General features: G+C 71.9%; 20 protein-coding genes. 6 read left to right on the forward strand and 14 right to left on the reverse strand.

Annotated elements, in window-relative coordinates; all coding sequences use genetic code 11:
* Positions 1 to 14: 14 nt before the first annotated feature.
* The 10 genes from ABGB18_RS00450 to ABGB18_RS00495 form a co-directional block, all read right to left on the reverse strand.
* Entirely contained in the window at positions 15 to 782 is a 768-nt protein-coding gene (locus tag ABGB18_RS00450) for a hypothetical protein (protein WP_347693228.1), read from the reverse strand.
* A complete protein-coding gene (locus ABGB18_RS00455; protein ID WP_347693229.1) occupies positions 779 to 2,152 on the reverse strand; it encodes an MCE family protein in 1,374 nt (457 codons plus the stop codon). Before ABGB18_RS00455 ends, ABGB18_RS00450 begins: the two co-directional genes overlap by 4 nt.
* Positions 2,149 to 3,186: an MCE family protein gene (locus ABGB18_RS00460; RefSeq protein WP_347693230.1), complete on the reverse strand. Its 1,038-nt coding sequence runs from the start codon at positions 3,184 to 3,186 to the stop codon at positions 2,149 to 2,151. Before ABGB18_RS00460 ends, ABGB18_RS00455 begins: the two co-directional genes overlap by 4 nt.
* Positions 3,183 to 4,208 carry an MCE family protein gene (locus ABGB18_RS00465; RefSeq protein ID WP_347693231.1) on the reverse strand — a complete coding sequence of 342 codons (1,026 nt, stop codon included), beginning with the start codon at positions 4,206 to 4,208 and terminating at the stop codon, positions 3,183 to 3,185. The genes ABGB18_RS00460 and ABGB18_RS00465 overlap by 4 nt, the downstream gene beginning before the upstream one ends.
* Complete coding sequence (locus tag ABGB18_RS00470; RefSeq protein ID WP_347693232.1) at positions 4,205 to 5,230, reverse strand: MlaD family protein; 1,026 nt, start codon at positions 5,228 to 5,230, stop codon at positions 4,205 to 4,207. The genes ABGB18_RS00465 and ABGB18_RS00470 overlap by 4 nt, the downstream gene beginning before the upstream one ends.
* The gene (locus ABGB18_RS00475; protein WP_347693233.1) at positions 5,230 to 6,264 is read right to left on the reverse strand and encodes an MlaD family protein; all 1,035 of its coding nucleotides are present in this window, start codon (positions 6,262 to 6,264) and stop codon (positions 5,230 to 5,232) included. The genes ABGB18_RS00470 and ABGB18_RS00475 overlap by 1 nt, the downstream gene beginning before the upstream one ends.
* Before the next feature lies 1 nt (position 6,265).
* Positions 6,266 to 7,297: an MlaD family protein gene (locus tag ABGB18_RS00480; protein WP_347693234.1), complete on the reverse strand. Its 1,032-nt coding sequence runs from the start codon at positions 7,295 to 7,297 to the stop codon at positions 6,266 to 6,268.
* Between the two features lie 4 nt (positions 7,298 to 7,301).
* Positions 7,302 to 8,168: an ABC transporter permease gene (locus tag ABGB18_RS00485; RefSeq protein WP_347693235.1), complete on the reverse strand. Its 867-nt coding sequence runs from the start codon at positions 8,166 to 8,168 to the stop codon at positions 7,302 to 7,304.
* Complete coding sequence (locus tag ABGB18_RS00490; protein WP_347693236.1) at positions 8,168 to 8,956, reverse strand: ABC transporter permease; 789 nt, start codon at positions 8,954 to 8,956, stop codon at positions 8,168 to 8,170. Before ABGB18_RS00490 ends, ABGB18_RS00485 begins: the two co-directional genes overlap by 1 nt.
* 140 nt (positions 8,957 to 9,096) lie before the next feature.
* Positions 9,097 to 10,497 carry an aminopeptidase P family protein gene (locus tag ABGB18_RS00495; RefSeq protein WP_347693237.1) on the reverse strand — a complete coding sequence of 467 codons (1,401 nt, stop codon included), beginning with the start codon at positions 10,495 to 10,497 and terminating at the stop codon, positions 9,097 to 9,099.
* A 136-nt stretch (positions 10,498 to 10,633) separates the two neighbouring features.
* Here ABGB18_RS00495 and ABGB18_RS00500 point away from each other — a divergent pair, with 136 nt between their 5' ends.
* The 4 genes from ABGB18_RS00500 (at position 10,634) to ABGB18_RS00515 (ending at position 14,224) form a co-directional block, all read left to right on the forward strand.
* Complete coding sequence (locus tag ABGB18_RS00500; RefSeq protein ID WP_347693238.1) at positions 10,634 to 11,062, forward strand: CBS domain-containing protein; 429 nt, start codon at positions 10,634 to 10,636, stop codon at positions 11,060 to 11,062.
* A 96-nt stretch (positions 11,063 to 11,158) separates the two neighbouring features.
* On the forward strand, positions 11,159 to 11,743 hold the full coding sequence (locus tag ABGB18_RS00505) for a hypothetical protein (RefSeq protein WP_347693239.1): 585 nt from the start codon (positions 11,159 to 11,161) through the stop codon (positions 11,741 to 11,743).
* Positions 11,744 to 11,804: 61 nt separating this feature from the next.
* The gene (locus ABGB18_RS00510; RefSeq protein ID WP_347693240.1) at positions 11,805 to 12,578 is read left to right on the forward strand and encodes a cyclase family protein; all 774 of its coding nucleotides are present in this window, start codon (positions 11,805 to 11,807) and stop codon (positions 12,576 to 12,578) included.
* Positions 12,575 to 14,224 carry a thiamine pyrophosphate-binding protein gene (locus ABGB18_RS00515; protein ID WP_347693241.1) on the forward strand — a complete coding sequence of 550 codons (1,650 nt, stop codon included), beginning with the start codon at positions 12,575 to 12,577 and terminating at the stop codon, positions 14,222 to 14,224. Before ABGB18_RS00510 ends, ABGB18_RS00515 begins: the two co-directional genes overlap by 4 nt.
* A 13-nt stretch (positions 14,225 to 14,237) precedes the next feature.
* Here the strand turns inward: ABGB18_RS00515 and ABGB18_RS00520 are convergent, their stop codons facing one another.
* From ABGB18_RS00520 to dhaK, 3 genes are all read right to left on the reverse strand, one after another.
* Entirely contained in the window at positions 14,238 to 14,612 is a 375-nt protein-coding gene (locus ABGB18_RS00520; protein WP_347694281.1) for a phosphoenolpyruvate--protein phosphotransferase, read from the reverse strand.
* A gap of 96 nt (positions 14,613 to 14,708) precedes the next feature.
* The gene (gene dhaL, locus ABGB18_RS00525; RefSeq protein WP_347693242.1) at positions 14,709 to 15,326 is read right to left on the reverse strand and encodes a dihydroxyacetone kinase subunit DhaL; all 618 of its coding nucleotides are present in this window, start codon (positions 15,324 to 15,326) and stop codon (positions 14,709 to 14,711) included.
* Positions 15,326 to 16,306 (reverse strand): dihydroxyacetone kinase subunit DhaK, encoded by a 981-nt coding sequence (dhaK, locus tag ABGB18_RS00530; RefSeq protein ID WP_347693243.1) that lies wholly within the window; start codon positions 16,304 to 16,306, stop codon positions 15,326 to 15,328. Before dhaK ends, dhaL begins: the two co-directional genes overlap by 1 nt.
* A 54-nt stretch (positions 16,307 to 16,360) precedes the next feature.
* Between dhaK and ABGB18_RS00535 the strand changes: the two genes are divergently transcribed.
* Together ABGB18_RS00535 and ABGB18_RS00540 are read left to right on the forward strand one after the other, a co-directional pair.
* The gene (locus ABGB18_RS00535) at positions 16,361 to 17,527 is read left to right on the forward strand and encodes a cytochrome P450 (protein ID WP_347693244.1); all 1,167 of its coding nucleotides are present in this window, start codon (positions 16,361 to 16,363) and stop codon (positions 17,525 to 17,527) included.
* Positions 17,528 to 17,545: 18 nt separating this feature from the next.
* The gene (locus ABGB18_RS00540; RefSeq protein ID WP_347693245.1) at positions 17,546 to 18,292 is read left to right on the forward strand and encodes a lysophospholipid acyltransferase family protein; all 747 of its coding nucleotides are present in this window, start codon (positions 17,546 to 17,548) and stop codon (positions 18,290 to 18,292) included.
* 116 nt (positions 18,293 to 18,408) lie between these two features.
* On the opposite strand, the gene ABGB18_RS00545 is transcribed toward ABGB18_RS00540, so the two are convergent.
* A complete protein-coding gene (locus ABGB18_RS00545) occupies positions 18,409 to 19,215 on the reverse strand; it encodes a serine/threonine-protein kinase (RefSeq protein ID WP_347693246.1) in 807 nt (268 codons plus the stop codon).
* Positions 19,216 to 19,271: the final 56 nt, after the last annotated feature.

The following is a 19,271-nucleotide window of genomic DNA, read 5'->3' on the forward strand; positions in this document are numbered from 1 at the left end:
AAGGGCCGATCGTCTCAGTCCTTCTTCTCGGCGCCGTCGAGGTTGTACTGGTCCTCCGAGGCCGCGCCGAGGACGGTCACGTCGTGGACCTTCCAGGCACCCTTCTCCTTCACCATACTGACCTTCAAGTGGGAGTCCTTCACCGAGCGGATCGCCTCCGACGTGTTCACCTGCTGGTCGACCACGACGATGGCGCGTGCCGTGGCCTCGTCCACCTCGGCCAGGTAGACCTCGCGCACCGTGGCCCGGGCGGTGGCCTTCAGTTTAACGATCACCTGCGCCATCGCGCCGCCGAACGCCTCGTCGTACGTGCTCAGGAAGTCGCCCGTGGCCTGGGCGGCCAGGGTGGAGCGGGTGGTCTGCAGGTCCCGGTAGTCGTAGCCGAGCAGGGCCGTGCTGAACGCGCTCGCCGCGCCGGACACCTCCAGCCGCAACGCGCGCTCGCTCGCCAGCCGGGCGCGGGCGTCCTCGGCCCGGGCGGCGGAGATCCACTGCAGGACGGCCGTGGCGGCGAGGGCCACCACCAGCATGGCGACCAGCGCCCCCATGGCCCGGGCCCGGGTGAAACGCCCGCCCCTGCCGGGGGAGGACGCGCCGATGGCCTCGGCCGGCGTGCTGCCGGTGGTCTCTGCCGGTGCGGTCTCAGTGGGGGTGGGGTCGGTGAGTGCGGCCCCAGCGGGGACGGTGTCGGTGAGTGTCGCGGCGTCGGTGGGGGTGGGGGCGGGGGCCTTCTCGGGGTGGGCCTCGGTGGTGTCCTCGGTGAGGTCCTGCCTGGTGGTCATGGTGACTCCTCACGGCGGCGGGCGGCCCGGCCCGCGGCGATCCAGCCCACGATGGCACCGCCGGCCATGACGGCGAGGGCTATCGCGGCGATCAGCGGGGCGGGGTTCGGCGGGGTGCGGGATGCGGTGGTGGTGGCGGCCAGGCCGCCGGGTGACGCGTCGGCCGGCGTGCCCTGCTCCGGCCGATCGGCCTGTTCGGCAGGTTCGGCCTGCCCGGCCTGCCCGGCGTCCGGGTCGGCGTGCGGGTCGGCGTCCGGGTCGGTGTCGCGGCCGTCGTTCCGGCCCTCGTCGTGGTCGCCGTCCCGGCCGGTAGTGGCGGCGGGGGGCGGGGCGGGGCAGGAGCGCAGCCGGGGTACGGGCGGCGGGCCGACGGCGCTCGCGTACTCCTCGGCGGGCTGGGGCCCGCCCGGCACACTGAAGATGAACGACGCCTTGCCGTAGACGGTGTCACCGCGCCGGTCGCTGATGTCGTCGGCCAGGCTCAGCGCCGTCGGCACGATGCTCAGCAGGTGGTGCACGTTCCGCTCGGTCTCCGGCGAGAACACCGGCTTGTGCGGCAGCCCCAGGCCCGTCAGCAGGCACGAGAACCCCGGCCGGGACCTCCTGACGGCCTCGTCGAGCCGGGCGAACACCCCCGGCCCCCGGTCGAGGAAGGCGTTCAGGTCGGCCCGTGAGGCACGCAGCGTGCCCGTCACCGCGCTCAGGTCCGTGATCCCGGAGGCGAGCTCGTCCCGCTTGCCGGCGAGCGTGTGGGTGAGCCGGGTGAGCTGCACCGACAGGTCGTCGAGAACCTCGGCGTTGTCGGCGAGGGTGCCGGTCAGGGTGTGGGCGTCGTCGATGATGCTCCTGATCGCCGGGGCCCGGCCGTCCAGCGCGACGGCCAGCTCGTGGGTGATCGTCTTGGCGTCCCGCGGCGGCACCGCGTTGAGCAGCTTGCCGACGCCCTCGAACAGCTTCTTGTAGTCGAGCGGCACCGACGTCCTGGCCAGCGGGATCGTGTCCCCGGCCGCCAGCGCGGGCCCGGTCACGCCGGTACGGGGCGGCGACAGCTCCACGTACGGCTCCCCGATCGCCGACTTGCGCCGCACCTCGGCCGTGACGCCCTTCGGCAGCCGGATCTCCCGCTCGATGTCCAGCCCCACGACGATCCTGCCGGGCGCCAGCCGCACGTCGCCGATCCTGCCCACCCGTACGCCGAGATAGGCCACCTCGAAGCCGCGGATCAGCCCGGGGGAGGACACGAACTCCGCCGACACCCGGTACGGCCGCTCGATCGCGTCGAGCCGGATGATCGTGCTGAACGCCCAGACCGTCATGACGATCCCCAGCGCCACGAAGAACCCCAGGTTCAGATAGATGCGGCTTCTCATCGCGGCGGCTCCAGCAGCAGGCGGAAGTCCTCCACCCGGTTCGGCAGCGGCCCGTCGCCGAGCACGCCGCCGAGCACGCCGCCGGGCCCACGGCCGGCCCGGGGCGGCAGCACGCCCTTCAGCCACAGGTAGATGAGCACCTGCCCGTTGACCGTGATCGGCGGCGTGTCGATGAACTTCTGCAGCTTCACCACCAGCGCCTTCAGGTCCTCCCGGCCCCGCTGCATGGCCGAGGAGATCGCCGCCAGCTCGCGCAGCAGCGTGCGCAGCCGGGCCGCGTGGCGCGGGAAGATCGTGAGGTTGGCCTCCTTGGCCAGCGCGGTCAACGCGACGATGGTCCTCCTCACGTGCTGCCGCCCGTGCGCGATCCGGGAGGTGGCCGCGGCGAGCGTGCCCGGCAGCCGGTCCAGCTCGGCGCTGCCCCTGGCGAGGTCGTCGCCCAGCCTGGCCAGGGCGTCGATGCTGGTCCCCAGGTCCTGGCGGGCCGCGGCGTAGGCGTCGGTGACCTCGGCCGTCTGCTTGATCAGCGTGTTCACGTCGTCGCCCTGGCCGGCGAACGCGGTGGAGGCGGCGTCGAGGATGGCGTTCACGTCCTGGGCGCCGAGCGCCTCGATGAGCGGCCCGGCCTCCGCGGTGACCTGCTCGATGTCCGGCTCGGCCGACGTGTCGGCGATGGTGGCGCCGTCGTCCAGGTACGGGCCCGTGGCCAGGTCCTTGCCCGGCAGCGGGGTGAGCAGGACGTAGTTCTCACCCAGGACGGAGGTCTTGGCCACGGTGGCCGTGCTGCCCCGGGGCACCCGGTGCTCGGACTGGACCGACATCGTCACCCTGGCCCGGTAGCCCTGCAGCCGGATGCCGGTGACCGTGCCCACCCGTACGTCGGAGATCTGCACGCTGTGCCCGGCCACCAGGCTCTGCACGTCGTCGAAGGTGGCGTACAGGGTGAGGTCGCCGGTGGTGGCGCCGAGCGTCTGCAGCGAGCACGCGGCCGTGAGGCCCAGGGCGAGCAGCGCGGCCGACAGGCGTGTCGTCATCGTCGCCTCCCCTGCTCGAAGGGGCAGTTGCTGAGCCCGGCGGGCAGGCACGGCACCCGGCCCAGGCCGAGCGAGTCGAACAGAGGCGTCAGCCATGCCCTGGTCATCGCGTTGAGCACCACGCGGATCTTCAGGACGTGCTGCTCCCGGTCCCACGCGTCGATCATCACGTCGGCGAAGTCGGCGGCGCCCTTGACCGCCCGGGCCGTCGAGGCGCTGTTGGCCCTGACCGTCAGCACCAGCTCGGCCAGGGTTCCCGCGGCCTGCGGGAGCCGCTCGGAATACTGCTCGATGAGCACGTCTCCGCGCCGTACGAACCCGGCCATGCTGGTGACGAAGCCGCGCAGCCGCCGCCGCTCCTCCGCCAGGATCGCGCCGGCCTCGGCGAAGGAGTCGATCGCGCCCGTCACCTGGGCCTCGCGCTCGTTGAGGGTGGTGGCCAGCCTGTTCAGGCCCTTGGCCAGGTCGACGAGCCGCTGGTCCTGCTCGGCCAGGGTGCCGGTGAGCTCGGCGGTGTCCGCTATCGCGTTGTTGATCGTCTTGCCCCGCCCCCGGACGCCGTCGGCCAGGTCGCCCGCGACGTGGCCGAGCTTGCGGTCGTCGAGCGCGTTCGTCAGCTTGGTGAACGCGTCGAGCGCGTCGTCGATCTCCACCGGCAGGTCGGTGCGCTCCAGCGGGATGGTCGCCCCGGGCTGGATCCGCCGGTCGCCGGGCTTCCACGGGGGATAGAGGACGACGTTGCGCTCGCCGAGGGTGTTCTGCGGCGCGACCACGGCCTGCACACCGGCCGGGAGCGGCACCTGCCGGTCCACCAGCAGGTCAACTCGCACTTTGTCCCCGTCGATGCGGATCTTTTCGACGTATCCGGCGTCGAGCCCCATCACCTTGATCCGCGCCTCCTCGTACAGGGCGGGCGCCTTGGCGAAGATCGCGGCCAGCCGGTACGGCGGCTCCGCCCCCAGCACCGAGCACCCCGACGTCAGGAACGCGCCGGCCACCAGCACCGCCAGAAGTCGTCTCATCGGTCGCTCTTCCTGTCCTTCTTGATGACGGCGAGCACCTCCGGGTTGATGGGGCCCAGACCAGTGGCTATGGCCTCCAGCCACGGGCCCTGGCCGCCCATCGTGGACAGGCCGGTGAACGTCGGCCCCGCCCACGCCAGCAGCGAGTTGAGCTGCTTGTTGCTGCCGCTGAGCCGGGCCGTGATGGCCGCGTTGTCGTCGAGCACCCGGACCAGCGAGCGCTCGTGCTCGTCGATCAGCCGGGTCGTGCTCCGCACCAGGTCGCTGCCGTCGCCGAGAAGCGCGCGCAACTCGTTCCGGCGGGCGCGCAGCTCGTCCAGCATCACGTCGATGGCGTCGAGGAGCCGGGTGAGCTGCTTGTCCTTCCTCTCCAGGACCCTCATGATCCTGGTGCCGTTGTCGAGCAGGCGGCGCAGTTGCGGCTCGCTCCCGCTGATCGTGTCCGACAGGTCGCCGACGTTCTCCAGCAGCCTGGTGAGGCGGCCCCGCTTGCCGAGGTCGAGCTGGTCGAGCTCGGTGAGCAGGTCGTCCACGGCGCCGGTGTCCAGCCGCTCGACCAGGCGGGTGGCGTCGTTGATGGCGTCGTTGATGAGGGTGGGCACGCCGGTCCTGGTCACCGGGATGCGCCGGCCGCCCTCGGGGAGCTGGTCGTAGTACGGGGCCCGGCCCAGGCCGGTGAGCCTGACGTACCGGCCGCCGAGCAGGTTGGACAGCGCGATGTCGGCGCGGGTGCCGCGGCCGAGGCGCACGTCGTCGGCCACCCGCCAGGTGACGAGCACGTGGCCCCGCGCGTAGTCGGCACGCACCTCGGTGACCTCGCCGACGCGCACCCCGGCGACCCTGACATCGTTGCCGGTGCGCAGCCCGCCCGAGTCCACGAACACGCCCGACATCGTGTATCCGCCCTCCAGCAGCCCGAGGGTGCCGGCCAGGAACGTGGCGACGAGCAGGGTGGCGATCGTGGCCACCGACACCAGGCCGACGGCGATCTTGTTGCGGTCGCGGAAGGACTTGAGCGCCATCAGCCGCCCACCAGGAGTTCGCGCAGGTCATCGGTACTCTGGACGCGGGTGTTGCGGAGCGGCGGCGGGCTCCGCATCCCGTACGGGCAGGGCGCGGCGCTCAGGGCCACGCACGGGATGGCGCTGACGAAGTAGTGGCCGCGGTTGACGCTGGAATGAGCGCGGGCCAGCAGCGGCTGGAAGGTGCTGACCGTCCGGTCCACCTCGCCGACGTGCCGGCGGATGCCGCCGGTCAGGCCGGCCAGGTTGTCCACCAGCGCGCCCAGCTCGCCGGCGTTCTTGCCGAGCACCTCGTTGGAGGTGTGCACGGTCGTGGACAGTTGTACCAGCGCCTCGTCGATCAGCTCCCGGTTGTCGGCGAACGCCTCCGAGAGCGTCACGAGGTTGTCGACGAGCCGCTCGATCTGCTTGTCACGGCGGGCGACCACGCCCGTGACGGTGGCGTAGTCCTTCAGCAGCCGCTCGATGGTCCGCCTGCGCTCGTTGACCGTGGTGGTGATGGCGTTGACGTTGTCGAGCAGCCGCGGGATGTTCCGCTCGTTGCCGTCGAGCGCCCTGGCGGCGGCGGTCAGGAGCTGGTTGATCTGCTCGGGGTCCAGGCTGCGGGTCAGCGGGCCGAGGTCGCTGATCAGCTCGCCGATGTCGACGACGGAGGACGTGCGGGTGATGCGCGCCCCGGGCGCCAGCCGGGCCGGCGCGGTGCCCGGCAGCAGGTAGACCACGCGCTGGCCGACGGCGTTGCGCCAGCGTACGGCGGCCTCGGTGTCGGTGGGCACCCTGACAGCGTCCTGCACCTCCAGGGTCACCTCCGCCCGGCCGTCCACGACCCTGATCGTGTCCACCTGCCCGACCGGCGCCCCGGCGATCTTGACCTGGTCGCCCTCGACCAGGCCGGAGACGTCGTCGAACATCGCGACCAGCCGGTAGCCGCCGCCGGTGCTCACCCGGGCGATCTGCACGGTGATCAGTACGATCAGCGCCACGCACGTCCCGACGAACAGGACGAACCGCACCAGCACCCAGCCGCGCCGCATGTCACCGCCTCCCGTCGGCCGGGCCGCAGGCGCCGACGATGAGCTCGCAGATGTCGGTGGCGACGAACACCTCGACCTGGAGCTGGCGGGTGCCGTCCGGGCCCGGCGCCTCGATCAGCTCGTTGAGCAGGTCCACCAGCCGGTTCAGGCCGCGTACGCCGTCACCGGCCAGGCCGAGCTGGGCATAGAGGAGGGAGGCCACCCGCTCGCCCGAATGCACGCCGGCCCGCAGGTCCTGCCGGTGCCGGGCCAGCCCGTGCGCGGCCTGCCCGGAGACGGAGGTCACCTGCTGGAGCAGCACGCGTACTTTGTCGGCGCGTTTCAGCAGGTCGGTGGTGATGACGTTGACGTCGGAGGAGATCGAGACGAGCTCGTCGCCCTTGTCCGACAGTGCCGTGCCCAGCAGCGCGGCGTCGTGCAGGAACTGCCGGGCCCGGCCGCGCTGCCGGTGCGCGACGCCCACGACCGTGCCGGCGTCGCCGATCAGCTCGCGCAGGTGCTCGCCCTCGCCGTCGAGCCCCTTGGCCAGGGTGTGCACGATGACCGTCACCTCGCGGGGATCGACGGCGTCCAGGCCGCGGTAGGCGGCGCCGAGCGTGTCGGACAGGTCGAGCGGCCCCTCGGTGTCGGTGATGACCGCGCCGCCGGCCAGGTAGGGGCCGGTGGTCTCACCGGAGCCGGGCCGCAGGTCGACGAACTTGGGGCCGAACACCGACGTCGGCTCCACGGACGCGACCGTGGACGCGGGCACCCTGACGCCGGCATCGACGTGCATGGTCACCACGGCCCGGCCCCGGGGGTCGAGCGAGACGTTCGTGACCTCGCCCACCCTGATGCCGCGGATCTTTACCGGCGAGTTGGTGTCCAGGCCCTGGCCGGACCGGGCGAAGACGGCGTCGATCCGGGTGCCCGAGACGGCGGTGCCGAAGATCGCGGTGGGGCGGACGACGTACATGATCGCGCCCGCGAGCAGCGCGAGCACGGCGAGCGCGAGGCCCACCCGGGCGGTGAGGGAGAGCTCGAAACGGGCCACCGGCTCACCCCGTCAGCGGTATGTTGCCACCGCCGCCCCAGAACAGGTACGACAGCAGCAGGTTGAGCAGCACGATCGTGACGATCGACTGGCGGATGGCGCGCCCCGCCGCCACGCCCACGCCCACCGGCCCCCCGGTGGCGTGGAACCCGTGGAAGCAGTGGATCACGATGACGGTGAAGGCGAACACGCCGACCTTGGCCACGCTGAACACGATGTCGCTGACCGGCAGGTACAGGTAGAAGTAGTAGTCGTAGACCCCCGGTGCCAGGCCGAACAGCACCGTGCACATCAGCCGGGTGGCGAAGAAGCTGGCGAACAACGCGATCAGATAGATCGGCACCAGCGCCAGCAGCGCCGCCACCACCCGGGTGCACACCAGGTAGGTGAAGGCGTTGATGCCCATCACCTCCAGCGCGTCGATCTCCTCCGAGATCCGCATCGCGCCCAGCTCCGCCGTGAACGATGAGCCCACCTGAGCCGCCAGCGCGGTCGCGGCGATGATCGGGGTGATCTCACGTACGTTGGCGAAGCTGCCCACCAGGCCCATGAACGACTCGGCGCCGATCGCCTGCAACCCCTGGTAACCCTGCAGGCCCACGGTCGCGCCCACGACGAAGGCCATCGTGAACACCACGAAGATCATGCCGCCGCCGATGACGGTCGCCCCGACGCCCACCACGACGTCGCTGACCTGCTTGATGACGACCTTGCCGTATTTGAGCCGCAGGACGATGTCCCGGACGGAGTAGAACAGCACCTTCCACACGAACAGCGGCCAGTCGGCCAGCGTCGCGAACCGCTCGGCGAGGTCCCGTCCCCGATGAGTGAGCAGGCGGGCGAGTCCCGAACCGGCGGTCCAGGTGACCATCAGAGCGACCTCGGTGGGTAGGCCAGGAAGTAGACCGCCGAGATCACGTAGTTGAATGTGAACACCAGCATGAACGTCAGCACGGTCGCCTGGTTGACCGCCCGCCCCACGCCGACCGGGCTGGTCGCGCACGTCATGCCCTTGTAGCAGGCCACCGCGGCCGCGATGAACCCGAAGATCCACGCCTTGAACAGCGTGACGTACAGGTCGGAGGCCACGACCAGGGACAGCGCCCCGTCGAAGTACGCCCCGGGCGTGACGCCCTGCACCACCACGTTGAAGAAGTAGCCGCCGCTCGCGCCCGCCAGGATGACCAGCGGGCACAGGCACACCGCGACCGTGCCGGCCGCCCACATCCGCGGCGTGACCAGGCGGTGGACGGGGTTGACCGACATGACCTCCATCGCGCTCAGCTCGTCGCGGATGTTGCGCGCGCCGATGTCGGAGGTCATCGCGCTGCCGCCGGCCCCGGCGATCAGCAGCGCGCTGGCCAGCGGCGCCACCTCACGGATGAGGCCGACGAAGACCGCGCTGCCGGTGGCCGACCCGGCGCCGAGCTGCCAGGCCAGCTCGCCCACCTGCAGCGCCACGGTGGCTCCCAGCGGCAGGGAGACGAGCAGGACGGGGACGCTGGTGACGCGGGCGAGGAACCAGCACTGCTCGACGAACTCCCACCACCAGCGCCGGACGTCCCAGCTCCTGCGTAATGCCTCAAGGACGATGACGAACAGGTCACCGACCTGGCCCAGCAGCGATCCGGCCCGGCGTCCGACGTAGCCCAGGGTCATCAGACGACCACCTCCGCCGCTACGGATGACCGACCCTACTGACGGCCTGTCTAGTAGTCGATGCTTTGGTGAGAATTTGCGGAAAAGGTATGAGGCCCGGGGTCGGCGTTGTCAGCCAGGTACGAAACGTGACCGCCCCGTTACAACAGCGCACCCATCCAGGACTCGACCTCGTCCGGGTGGCGGGGGAGCCCGGCGGACATGAGAGTGGCCCCGTCGGCGGTGACGACGAGGTCGTCCTCGATCCGGATGCCCATGCCGCGCAGCTCCTCCGGCAGCGTCAGGTCGTCCGGCTGGAAGTAGAGACCCGGCTCGACCGTGAGCACCTGGCCCTCCTCCAGCACGCCGTCCAGATAGACCTCCGCCCGCGACTTCGCGCAGTCGTGCACGTCCAGGCCGAGCATGTGGCCGCTGCTGCACAGGGTGTAGCGGCGGTAGAGGCCCGTCTCCATGAGGGTGTCGGTGGAGCCCTTCAGCAGGCCCCAGTCGCGCAGGCCGTCGCAGATCACGCGCATGGCCGCCAGGTGGAAGTCGCGGAAGCGGGCGCCCGGCCTCAGCGTGGCGATGGCCGCCGTCTGCGCCTCGTACACCAGCTCGTACGCCTGCCGCTGCACGGTCCCGAACGTGCCCGCCAGCGGGAACGTGCGGGTGACGTCGGAGGTGTAGAGCGTGTCGGTCTCCACGCCCGCGTCCAGCAGCAGCAGGTCACCGCGGTTGAGCGTGCCGTCGTTGCGGATCCAGTGCAGGACGCAGGCGTGCGCCCCGGAGGCCACGATGCTGTCGTAGCCGACCGCGTTGCCCTCCAGCCGGGCCCGCAGCCCGAACACACCCTCCAGATACCGCTCGCCCCGGGCGTGCCCGAACGCCTGGGGAAGGGCGCGTACCACGTCCTCGAAGCCGCGTACGGTCGCGTCCACCGCCGACTGCAGCTCGCCGAGCTCCCACTCGTCCTTGACCAGCCGCATCTCGGCCAGGAACGTCTCCAGCTCGGCGTCCCCGTCGCCGCGCGGCACCCGGGCGTCCACCGCGGCGTCCACGCCGCGCAGCACCCGGGCCGGGCGCTCCAGCTCCAGGTCGCGGATGTGGGCGCACTCCACCTGGTACAGCTCGGCCGCCTCCGCCAGGTCCGGCCGCGGGCCGGCCCAGAACTCGCCGTAGCGCCGGTCCCGGTAGAACTCCTGGCCCTCCTCGCGCGGCGCGCGAGGCCTGACGTACAGGACCGCCTGGCCCGACGGCTCGATCACCAGCACGTCGTCGGACTCACTGGCGCCGGTCAGGTAGGAGTAGGCGCTGTGCGGCCGGAAGCGGTAGTCGCTGTCGTTGCTGCGCACCTTCAGCCGGCCGGCCGGGATCACCAGCCGCTCGCCGGGAAAACGCTGCGCCAGCGCGGCGCGGCGCTTGGCCGCCCACGGCGCGATCGGCCGTGCCGTCACCGGCGCCGTGTCTCGGGCCGTCCCGCCGGCCCAGCCCGTCCGCATGAACGCGGCCAGTTCCTCGGTGATGGGAAGGTCGTGGCTTCCGGTGTTGAGCACCTCGGTCATGTGGCAGTCCCCAGGGTGGTTTTCGGTCAATGTACGAGATCACGTACGTCAGCAGCCTACGTGAGCGCTTGACGGCGTCCTCCGGTGTTGTTTGCCTGGAGCCAGACTTGGAAGACTGAGGGCAGAGGTGGTGCACATGCTCATCGGGACAATCCTGCGCGGTAAGGGCAGCGACGTGACCACCGTGGCGCCTGGCGCGACGGTGCGGGAGTTGCTCACCAGACTCGCAGAGCGCAACATCGGGGCCGTCGTGGTCTCCACCGACGGCGTCACGATCGAGGGCATCGTGTCCGAACGTGACGTCGTACGCCATCTGCACGATCGGGGCGCCGTCGTCCTCGATCAGTGCGTGTCGGAGATCATGACCACCGAGGTGCGCACGGTCGGCCCCGGCGAAAACGTCGACACGTTGCGCCGGACCATGACCACCCAGCGCTTCCGGCACATGCCGGTCGTCGAGAACGGCCGGCTGGTGGGCATCGTGAGCATCGGCGACGTGGTCAAGAGCGCCATCGAGGAGCTGGAGACGGAGAAGGCGTCCCTCGTGGACTACCTCCACCGTTGACAGGGATGGCACGCTTGGTCCGTGATGTACGGGCCGCCATCTGATTACCCCCAGTATCCCGAATACCCTCGGGCGTCGAGCAGTCCGACGATCATCGTGCTCGTTTCCGGGCTCGCCGCCCTGCTGGGGTTCCTGCTCGGGGTCTTCGTGGGGTTCGGCGCGGGCACGACGTCGGAGCCGTCCGCGCCCAGGGTCACTGTGACGGTCGAGGAGACGCCGTCGGAGCCGGAGGCCACGGCCCCCGAGCAGCCGTCGCCCAGCCAGTCACTGCCGAGCCAGTCACTGCCGAGCCAGCCCGTGCCCAGTCAGCCCGTGCCCAGTCAGCCGGTGCCCAGTCAGACCGCTCCGGGCCAGACCGTGCCCAGTCAGACCGCCCCGGGGACGGTGCCGAGCCAGACCGCGCCGGGCCAGACGGTGCCGGGCGGCGAGACGGGGACGGGGCTGCTGAGCGTCAACCCCGCCTCCCTGCGTACGCTGGTCGTGGGCACTGACATCCAGCCGGGCACCTACCGCACGAGCGGGCCCACCGCGGGGTTCAGCATGTGCTTCTGGGCCAGGCTCAGGACCACGACCGGCGGCGTGATCGCGACCGCCATGCCGACGGGGGCAGCCACCGTCACGATCCAGGCCACCGACAAGGCGTTCCAGACCGGCGGGTGCGCGAAGTGGATCAAGGCGTGACGTTGTTTGCGGTGGTGGAGCGGGCGTAGGAGGATGCGCTAAGCCCACCAAGGAGGAAGACATGTCGGTGTTGCAGAGCTTCGTGGACAGCGTGCGCAGCGGGGCGATCGAGGTGATCGACCTGACCGCGCCCCTGTCGTCCGAGACGCCGATCCTCCAGTTGCCCGAGCCGTTCGGCAACACGATTCCGTTCCGGCTGGAGGAGATCAGCCGCTACGACGATCGCGGCCCCGCCTGGTACTGGAACGACATCCACACCGGTGAGCACACCGGCACCCACTTCGACGCGCCCGTCCACTGGGTCACCGGCCGCGACGGCCTGGACGTCGCCCAGGTGCCCGCGCGCAGCCTGATCGCCCCCGCCGTGGTGCTGGACTTCGCCGCCGAGGCCGCCAAGGACCCCGACTTCCTCCTCCAGATCGACCACGTGCGGGAGTGGGAGCGCGCCAACGGCCCGCTTCCCGATGGCGGCTGGCTGCTCTACCGGACCGGCTGGGACACCCGCTCCGGCGACCAGGCCGCCTTCCTCAACGCCGACGAGACCGGCCCGCACACGCCCGGCATCTCCATCGAATGCGCGTCGTGGCTGGCCTCCGAGACCCCGATCGTCGGGCTCGGCGTCGAGACCGTGGGCACCGACGCGGGCGCCGCCCACTCCTTCGACCCCGCCTTCCCGTGCCACTCCTTCCTGCTCGGCGCCGGCAAATACGGCCTCACCCAGCTCCGCAACCTTGACCGCCTGCCGGTGACCGGCGCCGTCGTGGTCGCGCCGCCGCTGCCCATCGTGGGCGGCTCCGGCAGCCCTGTCCGCGTGCTCGCCCTGGTCGAACGTTGATCGTCGCGGAGGCCGTCGGCCGCGTCCTGGCCGCCTGCGGCGTGGAGACCGCGTTCGGCGTGGTCGGCAGCGGCAACTTCCACGTGACCAACGCGCTCCGGGCCGGCGGCGTGCGCTTCGTGGCCGCCCGCCACGAGGGCGGGGCCACCACCATGGCCGACGCCTACGCCCGGATGAGCGGCCAGGCAGGGATCGTCTCGGTGCACCAGGGGCCTGGGCTCACCAACGCGGTGACGGGCCTCACCGAGGCGGCCAAGAGCCGGACGCCGCTGGTCGTGCTCGCCGGGGAGGCCACCGAGCCCTCCTCCAACTTCCACATCGACCAGGCCGGGCTGGCCGCGGCGGTGGGGGCGGTGCCGATGCGGGTCACCTCCGCGGACAGGGCCGTGGAGCAGGTGGCGCGGGCGTACCGGGTGGCCGTGCGGGAGCGGCGCACCGTCCTGCTGAACCTGCCGCTGGACGTCCAGGCCGCGTCCCTGGACGGGCCGTTCGACGCGGCGGAGATCGCCGCCCGGACCGTCGACGCGAGCCGGGCGCCCGCCGTGGAGCCCTCACCCGGCGAGGTGCCGGCCCTGGCGCAGTTGCTCAGGGAGGCCGAGCGGCCGGTGTTCGTGGCCGGGCGCGGGGCCCGGCACGCACGGCGGGGGCTGGAGAAGCTCGCCGACCGCACCGGCGCCCTGCTGGCCACCTCGGCGGTGGCGCGGGGGCTCTTCCGGGGCAGCCCGTGGGACCTCGACGTGAGCGGCGGCTTCGCCACGCCGCTGGCCACCGAGCTGATCCAGGGGGCCGACCTGGTGATCGGCTGGGGGTGCGCGCTGAACATGTGGACCACCGGGCACGGCCGGCTGATCTCGCCGCACGCGAAGGTGGCGAAGGTGGATCTCGATCCGGCGGCGCTCAAGGCGTACGTGCCCGTGGATCTGGGCGTGGTGGGCGACGTCGGGCTGGTGGCGAGCGCGCTGGCCGACCAGGTCGGCGCGCCCGTCGAGGGGTATCGCCGGCCGGGGCTCGCCGCTCGTATCCGGGCCGGGGGGCGCTGGCGGACGGTGGCGTACGAGGACGAGAGCGGTGGCGGGCGCATCGACCCGAGGACGCTGAGCATCGGCCTGGACGACCTGCTGCCGCGGGAGCGGATCCTCGCGGTCGATTCGGGAAATTTCATGGGATATCCGTCGATGTTCATTGATGTCCCGGACGAGAGCGGGTTCTGCTTCACGCAGGCGTTCCAGTCGATCGGGCTGGGACTGGCGACGGCGATCGGCGCCGCCGTGGCCCGGCCGGACCGGCTCCCCGTGGCCGCGCTCGGCGACGGCGGCGCCCTCATGGGCCTCGCGGAGCTGGAGACCGTGGTCCGGCTCGGCCTGCCGATGGTGGTCGTGGTCTACGACGACGAGGCGTACGGGGCCGAGGTGCACCACTTCGGACCGCACGGCCACCCGCTGGAAACGGTCACCTTCCCGCCGGCGGACCTGGCCGCCACGGCGCGGGGGCTCGGCTTCGCCGCCGTCACGGTCCGGGAGCGGACCGACCTGTCAGGCGTGGCCGCCTGGCTCGAAGGGCCGCGCGACCGCCCGCTTCTGGTGCACGCCAAGGTCACCGGCGAGCACGGCTCCTGGTGGCTGGAGGAAGCCTTCAAAGGCCACTGACGCGGCCGGTGGCTCAGAGTTTGCGGTAGGCGCGGGACTCCTCGGCCGCGGCCAGCACGTCGGCCAGCGGCGCGCCCGCACCCGCCGCCACCGCCGCCGCGATCGCGCCCTCCACGAACGGCACGTCCGCCACCACCACTCGCCCGTCCTCCTCCACGAGGCGGGCGGTCAGCACCGAACTGCCCAGATCAGGCACGATCACCACCCCGGCCCCCTGGTCGGCGGCCCGCACCGCCTCCTCGATCAGGTCAAGGCTCGTGCCCAGCCCACCGTCACCGGTGCCGCCGGCCGCGGCGACCGGCGGTTCGGGCCCCGCGATGCCCCGGACCAGCGCCGCCGCCTCCGCCGCCAGCCCGGCACTGTGCGAGACCAGCACCACCCCCACCATCACGCCACCGCCCTCACCATCACGTCACCCGCCCTGCCACCCCGTCACCCGTCCTGTCATCACGCATCGGCCTCACCGCCACGGCACCGGTGCTTGTCACGTGACCACCGCCGCCAGTGCCGCCATGAGCAACGCCGCCGAGGCCGCGCCCGGGTCCTCGTGGCCCACGCTCCGCTCGCCCAGGTAGCTGGCCCGGCCTTTGCGGGCCTGCAGGGGGATCGTGGCCTTCGCGCCGTCCGCCGCCGCGCGCGCCGCCTGCTCGAACGCCTCCCGCACCCCCACCCCGTCCCGTACGGCCAGCGCCAGCGCGCGCGAGGCCGGAGCCAGGGCGTCCACCATGGTCTTGTCGCCCAGCGCCGCCTTGCCCAGCCGCTCGGCCGCCACGACCCCCTCCTCGAAGGCCGCCGCGAACCCGGCCAGGGTGACCGGCGAGGTCAGCGACTTGCCCATCTGCCGGAACACGGACCCGTACAACGGCCCGGAAGCGCCCCCGACACGGCGGATCAGCGTCGCACCCGCCGTCGCGAGCACCTGAGCCGGCGTCTCGGGCGGCGTGGCGGCCAGCGCCTTGGCCACCTCGTTGAAGCCGCGGTCGAGGTTGGTGCCGTGGTCGGCGTCGCCGATCGCGGCGTCCAGGTCGGTCAGCCGCTCGCGGTCCTGGTGCATCAGCCTGGCCGCCTCCTCGAACCAGGCCACCAGCACGCCGGTGTCCATCAGCGCCCCCAGCGCAGGCCGGGCGTCTCGACGGGCGCGTCCCACAACCGGGTCAGCTCGTCGTCGAGCATGCAGACCGACACCGAGAAGCCCTGCATGTCCAGGCTCGTCACGTAGTTGCCCACGAGCGAGCGCGCCACCCGTGCCCCCTTCCCCCGGACGAACGCCGCCACCTCCGCGAACACCACATACAGCTCCATGAGGGGCGTGCCGCCCATCCCGTTCACCATGACCAGCAGGTCGCCGCGCAGCGGCAGGTCGCCGTGCACGGCCTCCACGGCGGTCTCGGCCAGCTCGCGGGCCGAGCTCATCGGCACGCGGGCCCGGCCCGGCTCGCCGTGGATGCCGATGCCCAGCTCCACGTCCGTCTCCGGCAGGTCGAACGTGGGCTTGCCCGCGTGCGGCGTCGTACACGAGGTCAGGGCGATGCCGAACGACCTGCTGCGCTCGTCCACCTCGCCCGCCACGGCGGCGACCCGGTCCAGCGGCGCGCCCTCCTCGGCCAGCGCGCCCGCCATCTTCTCCACGAACAGCGTCGCCCCGGTGCCGCGGCGGCCCGCCGTGTAGAGGGAGTCCCGTACGGCCACGTCGTCGTCGACCAGCACGCTCGCCACCTCGATGTCCTCGGCCAGCTCGGCGGCCATCTCGAAGTTCAGCAAGTCGCCGGTGTAGTTCTTGACGATGTGGAGGACGCCGGCGCCGCCGTCCACCGCCCGGGTCGCGTCGATGATCTGGTCGGGGACGGGGGAGGTGAAGACCTCGCCCGGGCAGGCGGCGTCGAGCATGCCGTGGCCGACGAATCCGGCGTGCAGCGGCTCGTGCCCTGAGCCGCCGCCGGAGACCAGGCCGACCTTCCCGGCTCGCGGGCCCTCGGCCCGGTAGACCACCCGGTCGCGGATCCGCAGCGCGGGGTGGGCCGCGGCCATGCCGTTCAGCGCGTCCTCAACGACGGATTCTGCCGTGTTGATGAGCTTCTTCATGGTCAGAACATCTGCCCGTTTTCACGAGGGCGCAAGCGTCGTAGCGTAGGCGGCGTGGACGTCGCCTACAGCCCGTACGACCCCGCCGTCAACGATGATCCGTACCCCGTCTACGCGCGGCTGCGCCGCGAGGCGCCCCTCTACCACAACCCCGAACTCGGCTTCTGGGCGTTGTCCCGGCACGGAGACGTGTCCGCCGCGTTCGCCGACAGCGCCCTGCTGTCCAGCGACCACGGCCCCATGCTCGACTCCGGCGCCTCCGGTCCGCACGCGCGCTCGTTCCTGTCGTTCGTCGCCATGGACCCGCCCGAGCACACCCGGATGCGCGCCGCCATCTCCCGCGGCTTCACCCCGCGCCGGGTCGCCGCGCTCGAACCCATGATCCGGCGGATCGCCCGCGGTCACCTCGCGCAGGCGGTGGAGCGTGGCACGTTCGACTTCGCCCGTGACTTCGCCGCCAAGCTGCCGCTCGACGTGATCTCCGAGCTGGTGGGCGTCCCGCCGTCGGAGCGGGCGGGCGTGCGCCGCTCCTTCTCCGTCGCGCTCGCCTACGACCCGCGGGGCCAGATGGCCGAGGACGGCGTCAAGAGCCTGCTCGCGCTCGGCGACTACTACCGCTCCATCGCGGCCGAGCGCCGGGCCGCGCCGCGAGACGACCTCGTCTCCGCCCTCGCCGCCGACGGCGAGCTGACCGACGAGGACATCGTCGCGTTCGTGTTCCTGCTCATCGGGGCCGGCACCGAGACCACCGCCCACCTGCTCAGCGCCGCCTGGTATTGGGCGTGGCGCAACCCGGACCAGCGCGCCGCCGCCTTCGCCGGGGCGATCGAGCCGTGGGTGGAGGAGTCGCTGCGGTACGACACCCCCGCGCACGGCCTGGCCCGCCGCCTCACCCGTCCCACCGAGTGGTACGGCACCCTCGTCCCCGAGAACGCCAGGATCTGGCTGCTGATCGGCTCCGCCAACCGGGACGAATCCATCTTCCCCGCCGCCGACACCTACGACCTGAGCCGCGACACCGGCAGGGCCATCAGCTTCGGTGTGGGCCGCCACTACTGCCTGGGCGGCCCGCTGGCCCGCCTCGAAGGCCGGGTGGCGCTGGAGGAGCTCACGAAGACCGTCTCGCCCGGCTACGACATCGACGAGGCCGCCATCCGGAGGACCGCGCACGGCAACGTACGGGGCATGGTGAGCCTCCCGACTACCGTGGAACCCGCCTGAGTAAGCTACCTTCTGCTCATGGCTGAGATCGTGTACCCGCCGGTGATCGCCGCCGCGCGGACCCTCTTTCGTATGCTCGACATCCGCATCCAGATGGAGGGGACGGAGCACGTGCCGCGGACCGGGGGCGCGGTGCTGGTGAGCAACCACATCAGCTACCTCGACTTCATCTTCGCCGGGTTCGCCGCGCTGCCCTCGAAGCGGCTGGTGCGCTTCATGGCCAAGGAGGACGTCTTCGAGCACCGGATCTCCGGGCCGCTGATGCGCGGCATGCACCACATCCCCGTCGACCGGGGAGCGGGGGCGAGCTCCTACGCCACCGCGCTGCGCATGCTGAAGGCCGGTGAGGTCGTCGGGGTCTTCGCCGAGGCGACCATCAGCCGCTCGTTCACCGTCAAGGAGATCAAGAGCGGCGCCATCCGGATGGCGCAGGCGACCAAGACGCCGCTCATTCCGGTGGCGCTGTGGGGCAGCCAGCGCTTCTGGACCAAGGGCCGCCCGAAGGCCCTCTTCCAGCGCCACGTGCCGCTCACGATCATCGTGGGCGAGCCCGTCTACCCCAAGCGCGGCGAGGACGTGGACCAGCACGCGGCCGACCTGCACGCCCGCATGTCGGAGATGGTGGACCGGGCGCAGCGGACGTATCCGGAGGTGCCGCCGGGCGTGTGGTGGCAGCCCGCCCACCTGGGCGGCACCGCGCCGACCCCGGAGGAGGCGGCCGCCCTGGACGCCGCGGAGGTGGAAGCCCGCGGCAAGGAGGAGTAGCCCTCCCGAACGGGGACGGACCGGTCACGTGGGCGGGATCCACCCCGCCCACGCCGCACCACCACACCGCCCGCGCCCGGACCGGGCCTCACCACCGCACCGGGTGCGGGCGGGCGCTAGATGGCCGCCTGGTATGCGCTGGCGCGCATGCCCGCTAATAGGCCCGCTGTCTGCTCCGGGGTGTAGCGGCGGATCGGGTCGTGAAAGAGCAGGCCCTCGATCAGCGGGCGCATCACCCCGGCGCGCCGTGGCGGCGGGTACGGGCCGCTTCGCGCCATGCCGAGCACCGTGGCCGCGTCCTGCCCGGGATAGGGCGGCTGGCCTTCCACGGCGCTGTAGAGAGTGGCGCCGAAGGACCACATGTCGGCCTCCTTGCTGGCGGGCCCGCCGTGGAGCCGCTCGGGCGCCATGAAGGCGGGCGTGCCACGCAGGCGCCGCGACGTCGTCATGCGGATGTCGCCCTCGGCGGTGGCGATGCCGAAGTCGGTCAGCACCACCCGGTCGCCGGTCAGCATGACGTTGGCGGGCTTGACGTCACGGTGCAGCACCCCGGCCTGGTGCGCGGTGCGCAGCGCCGCGAGCAGGTGCTGCCCGATCGCCGCCACCGACTGCGCGGGCAACGTGCCCACCTGGGAAAGCAGCTGGTGCAACGACAAGCCGTCAAGGTATTCCATGACGATCCAGAGCTTTCCGCCCTCTTCGATCAGGTCGTGGACCGTCACGATATTCGGGTGCGTGAGCCCAGCAGCCATCCTGGCCTCGCGCAGCACCCGGCGACGCACCATCTCGGCCTCACCGGCCAAGGTCAGCTCCTTGAGCGCCACCGTACGGTGGAGGAGCTGATCGAACGCGCGCCAGACGACACCCATACCCCCACGACCGGCCTCCTCATTCAGGAGGTACCGTCCGCCGATCTTCCGCATACCATCCCCTCAAGCTCGGGGATAATCATGTCACCTCAGCACCAGCCGTAGGGTGC

The sequence above is a fragment of the Nonomuraea sp. B12E4 genome, from assembly GCF_039871825.1.
Taxonomy (GTDB): domain Bacteria; phylum Actinomycetota; class Actinomycetes; order Streptosporangiales; family Streptosporangiaceae; genus Nonomuraea.